The organism is Aeromonas sp. QDB39, from assembly GCF_027707585.1.
Classification (GTDB): domain Bacteria; phylum Pseudomonadota; class Gammaproteobacteria; order Enterobacterales; family Aeromonadaceae; genus Aeromonas; species Aeromonas hydrophila.
Genome location: NZ_JAPCIV010000086.1, coordinates 1 through 4,756, shown reverse-complemented (window position 1 = coordinate 4,756; position 4,756 = coordinate 1). Strand labels below are relative to the sequence as shown.

3 protein-coding genes are annotated in these 4,756 nt (G+C 42.7%); all 3 read right to left on the bottom strand.

Annotation, left to right across the window (positions count from 1 at the left end; translation table 11 throughout):
* Positions 1-125 precede the first annotated feature (125 nt).
* Positions 126-2,171 (bottom strand): hypothetical protein, encoded by a 2,046-nt coding sequence (locus PG899_RS23700; protein WP_103858062.1) that lies wholly within the window; start codon positions 2,169-2,171, stop codon positions 126-128.
* 4 nt (positions 2,172-2,175) lie between these two features.
* Positions 2,176-3,903: a hypothetical protein gene (locus tag PG899_RS23695; protein WP_111896557.1), complete on the bottom strand. Its 1,728-nt coding sequence runs from the start codon at positions 3,901-3,903 to the stop codon at positions 2,176-2,178.
* On the bottom strand, positions 3,896-4,756 hold an 861-nt coding region (locus tag PG899_RS23690; protein WP_270697789.1), incomplete at its 5' end, for a site-specific integrase. The genes PG899_RS23695 and PG899_RS23690, both read right to left, overlap by 8 nt.

Sequence of the window (4,756 nt, the reverse complement as noted above, 5' to 3'; positions counted from 1 at the left end):
TAGGTTAGCCTCCTCCTCTACAGCTCTGACGCTGAGTTTGCGGCTCTTAGGGATACGTTTAGGCTGACCTTGTATGATGCGTTCCAACGCCGCCTCTAAGACCATTAAGGTGTTCTCACTTTTGTTCATACTGTCGTTACCTTAAGTTCAGGCTCAAAGGGGGTATATATCATGCCAAAGTCTGACATTACATTTTCTGCTGCTCGTATCTGAGTGATGTAATGGCTGCGTTCGGTCACAGAAATATCGTCACCTGACGCCATATAAGCGATTAAACTGTTGTGTTTTTTCTGCCACCATTTGGCTTGTTGCTCGTCAATAATGCTACTGCCAGAACCACAATCTACGCAAAATTGTGGTGTGACAACACCATCCATATCGCAGTCGTATCCCGACTTACAATAGCTGTGCATAGAGCCATGAAGGGTTAGTTTCCCCTCTTTAACCGCTTTGTAAATCACCTCCCAAGAGCCATAAATGGTTGGCACATCACCGCGCATCTTCATAATGGCCTTACCATGGGTTCCTGACAGTGTTTCATCCGAGTGCCATTGCTTGAAAATTTTATTTGCTGTGCATTCAGCATTAATGTCAGCCAATAAGTTACGCATCTTGTCATCAATTTTTAAATTGTGAAAACTAGCTAGTTTTCCGCCATTGGTGTACCACTCCGTCATAGACAAATATAGATGCTTAAACTGTTGCTTAAGCGCAACCAAGGTGCCAAAGCGGTTTTTAATGCAATAAAATGCCAGCGTGCGCCTAAATTGGTGTGGAGTCAAAGGCCAAGGTTGCCCTGGTACTACGTCCTCTTTCACGCGTACCAATGATCGAGGGTTAGACATAAGGCACTCTTGGTAATCGGCTTCGGTAACAGAGAAATCAAACTGACGACAAAAGCGCTTTAATCGCTCACTCCAATTGTTGATAAGTACAGGAGGTATTGAGCGTTTATATTGATTTACCCATAGTGTATTAGCGTATTTTTCATTCGGGTAGTTAACGTCTTTTCGCCAGTTTTCCGTAAGTACGGTCATCAGTTCAATGGCAATTTTTGATGATGCGGCCGTCACCCATGTTTCACGCTTTTCACCGAGCTTAAAGCTGTGAGATTGCAGCATGTGGTAATCCCGCCCCTCGAACGTATCTTTGTAGTAACAGCCAGGAGCTAGTTTATTCAGTTCCGAGTCTCGCATTCCACTAAAGCCGCCACAGATAATGTAACTTGCGGTGATGAGATTTGATAAGTAACGTTGGAAATGGTGTCCATGCGTTAATTTAATGCTGGGGAGTTTGTTGGCTAAAGTGGATAGAATTTTTCTCTGCCCTTGAGGTTTGTTATCTACGATTGCAGAAGCGTATTTATGTCTGTTGATGCTCCCATCAATATTAATAAAAGAAAACATTGATCCAGATTTAATCTTCACATCCAAGATGCTCTTAGCTAAATTATAGTTTTCTTGTAGGGCTTTTTCTGTGTCTGAAATTAGTTTCCGGTGTGGGTAAGCACTCTCTACTAACTCAATCGCTTTACCATAGATGGCATCACATAAGCGCTCTGGAATCACGAGAGTTTGTTGCGCCTCCTTCGAACTGAGGGACTTCGCTTTTATATTGGCTTTAATGGGAGTTAAGCCCAATTCTAACTTGTGCCACGAGGCAAAGTCTGTCGCAGCATTAACTGCAACAAAAGTTTGTTCGAGCGCACTCTGGGATAATTTTTGGGATATCAAATAGTTCTCAAACTCTACCCAGATGTTTGAATGAGATAGTGCGCTTAGGGAACTGAGATTGCTTTTAAATAAAAACTGGTAAGCGCGTTTAATTGCCGTAAGCCGAACATAAACACTCGAAAATTTCACTGCCTTTATATTCTTAGGACTTTTGTTAAATAACCAACCATAGGTGATAAGTTTAAGCTCTCGTTGCAGTTTTGGCGTATAGTCGAACTCTTTGAAATTAAGGTTATTTGCATTTTTTTTTCGAGAAAATGGCATGCAACTCCAAACGTTTTGTCCAAAGCTGGCAGTAACCTGACCATCTATGTCTTTGCAGACTGTGACAATATCAAGTTTGTCAAATTTCCCTTCATGGTAGAGTTTGACCACATCTATGTCCTGAACTTTATGCTGATCAGGAAAACTGCTGGAATAGAGGTGTGTCGTGTCCATTGTTTTACCTTCTGGGTTGGGGCAGCAGATTTAACAGATATGCACTGTCGTCCCAGGCTGGGTGTAAACCTTCGTCATTTAACTTTTCTTCGGCTTGCTTTAGTATCTTTTTATTGATGGTCGGGCATATGTTTAAATCTATAAAGTTAATGATTTTCTGGAAATTTTTGCGGTAGTGGCTGGCATCCAAATGTAGATACAGCGACTCCTCAATACATGCCTTAAACGACAGTAAACACCAAATGTCAGAAACAGACTGAACTATTACTTGGTCAGGGCAGCCGAAGCAAGCTAGCAGATCTGCGCAGGCTAAACGCTCCCCCTCTTTAAGTAGTCCATGCTGTTGCGCTTTGCGTGCGTATTTATCAGACCTTTCGCCAAAGGGGGCCTTACAACTTCCACCGTTGGGTGTTCGACTTAAATTAGGGAGGTTGACTTTATATTCCGCATCAATAACTAGTACCTCAATCCCTAAGCTTTTCTGTGCCTCTTTTACGTCAATCTTATTTTTTATCTGCGCCTCACGAATGGACATAGTATCTTGCATCATGCCATTGTTAGCGATTTTACTACCTTCGCTATAATGTTTTTTGCGTGTTTTAGGGGTATTGTTGAGCATGAGATCGTTAGCCAAGTCACCTTGGTGGTAAGCTGTTAACTGTGCTCCTGTTTCGCGAAAACGGCTTATGACTGGCCGTAAGCGGCGGTTAGTTTGATCGGTAAAGGTAAAGTGCTTTTCGACCCATATACTCAGGAAGGCCTCTAGCACCTTTGATGTTAAAGGTTGTGTTTTTTTTGAGATAACCGTTTGCAGCAAAGTGGCGTTTTCACCATCATGGATGTATTTGGATGCAGCCAGCAATTTATCAAAAAAATCCAAGGCATACTTGGGGATTTCTAATTCATGTCCACCCATCTCAAGTTGGATGGTTTTAAACGCACGACGCTTAAACGCTGGCATGGTGTACCACACTTCATCAGCCTTTGTTGAGGCGTTGTTCGGCTGTTTTAGTTTGAACAAATCACTGGTGTTGGCGTAAGTGTAGTAAGACAGTAAGTAGGTCGCTGCGCACATCATTTTTGTTATTCCTATGGCTAGCGGGTACTGCTGCCCTTGCCACTGAAACGTCATCGTTTTTGTTTTGAAGCTACTGTTAATATGTTTTTCTGGGTTTTGGATGAACTGTTGATAGGTTTGCTTAAACAGCGACCTTAGAAATGGCAGCAGTTGATTTAGATCGCTGCGACTGTAAGCCTCAAATGGCTCACAGTCGCTCCCATCTCTGATCACTATTCTATCGAAATAACTTGTCGGTAGTTCTAGATACTTAGTAAATAACGTGACCATGACTGAGCGGGTTTTTTTATAGCTATTTCCTTTGTATTGTCCTAGCATCACTTTAGTATCCATATAAGACATATAGCCTTCTAAAGATCGCTGTGTAAATGCGGGTGTATTATGCTCGTCACACCATTTTAGATACTGAGCAGTGTGTACAAATATAGTTTTATGTGAGGCTAGACTACCGCCTTCTTCAATTTTTTCGTCGAACTGTGACTTCAATTGGTAAATAATTTGCTTGCGGTCGGCCTCGTTAAATTCACCACCTTGTTGCAACGCTACGGTCGAAGGTAATCCCTTGAAAAGGTAGCGATTGAAGTCAGCCCTGTAGTCATCAAGCTGAATACACAACTTGGGATTCCAACCACTGATGTAGGTAACATTATTCATCGTTACCACCCAACGCCTCATGCATGATGCTATCGAGCATCCCAAATTTTACTTTGAACGCCTCTTTCTGTTTTAAGAAACGTAGATATTTCCAAGTGGTGGACTCGTTTTTGTGTCCCATCCAGCCCATTAGCAGCTCCATACACTCCACGGCTGGAAAGTTGGCTTCCAACAGATCATTGAGACGATAGGTGCCGTAGGTGGAACGCAGATCATGAAAGCGATGTGTAAATGATGGATGAACCTGTTTGAGCTGAGTCCTGAACTCTGTCCAGCGAGCCTCGATGGATTTAGCGGTTACGGGATTTCCTTGGTTGCTGACAAAAAGTGGTTCGTGCTTTTTGCACCATTGAAGAGTATCTATAGCTGCTTGATGAAAAGATGCTTTAGGAGCGGTCAAGAGCTCAATTTTTTCGTAGAGTTTGGTTAAGCGTTTTAGGCGGCGCTCTGAGGCGCGATATTCATTCAACACTGCCAACAATTGCGCTGAGATTTCAATCTGTCTTGATTTACTATATTTGGTTTGAACACCAGTTACTTGTGGTGAGAGCAATAGTTCATAACGGTGTTGGCTTTCAGCCAGTGGCGTGGCCGTATTTAGAGCATCAATGGTTAATGTTGCGACTTCATTAATGCGTAGCCCAGTATCAATAGATAGCAGCACTTGTAAACGCAGTTCCTCTGCTGTTTGTGGTAAATGCTGGGTCAAGATAGCCAATGATTCACGACTTAATGGAGATAAGGGACGAACGTTTTTGCTGTTCGCGTCACGTGCGACTTTTATCCTCAAATCGCTGGTTTGCACGTTATAGGTAGGGGAGAGATGTGCCAGCATCCCTGTATTTTTGACAGA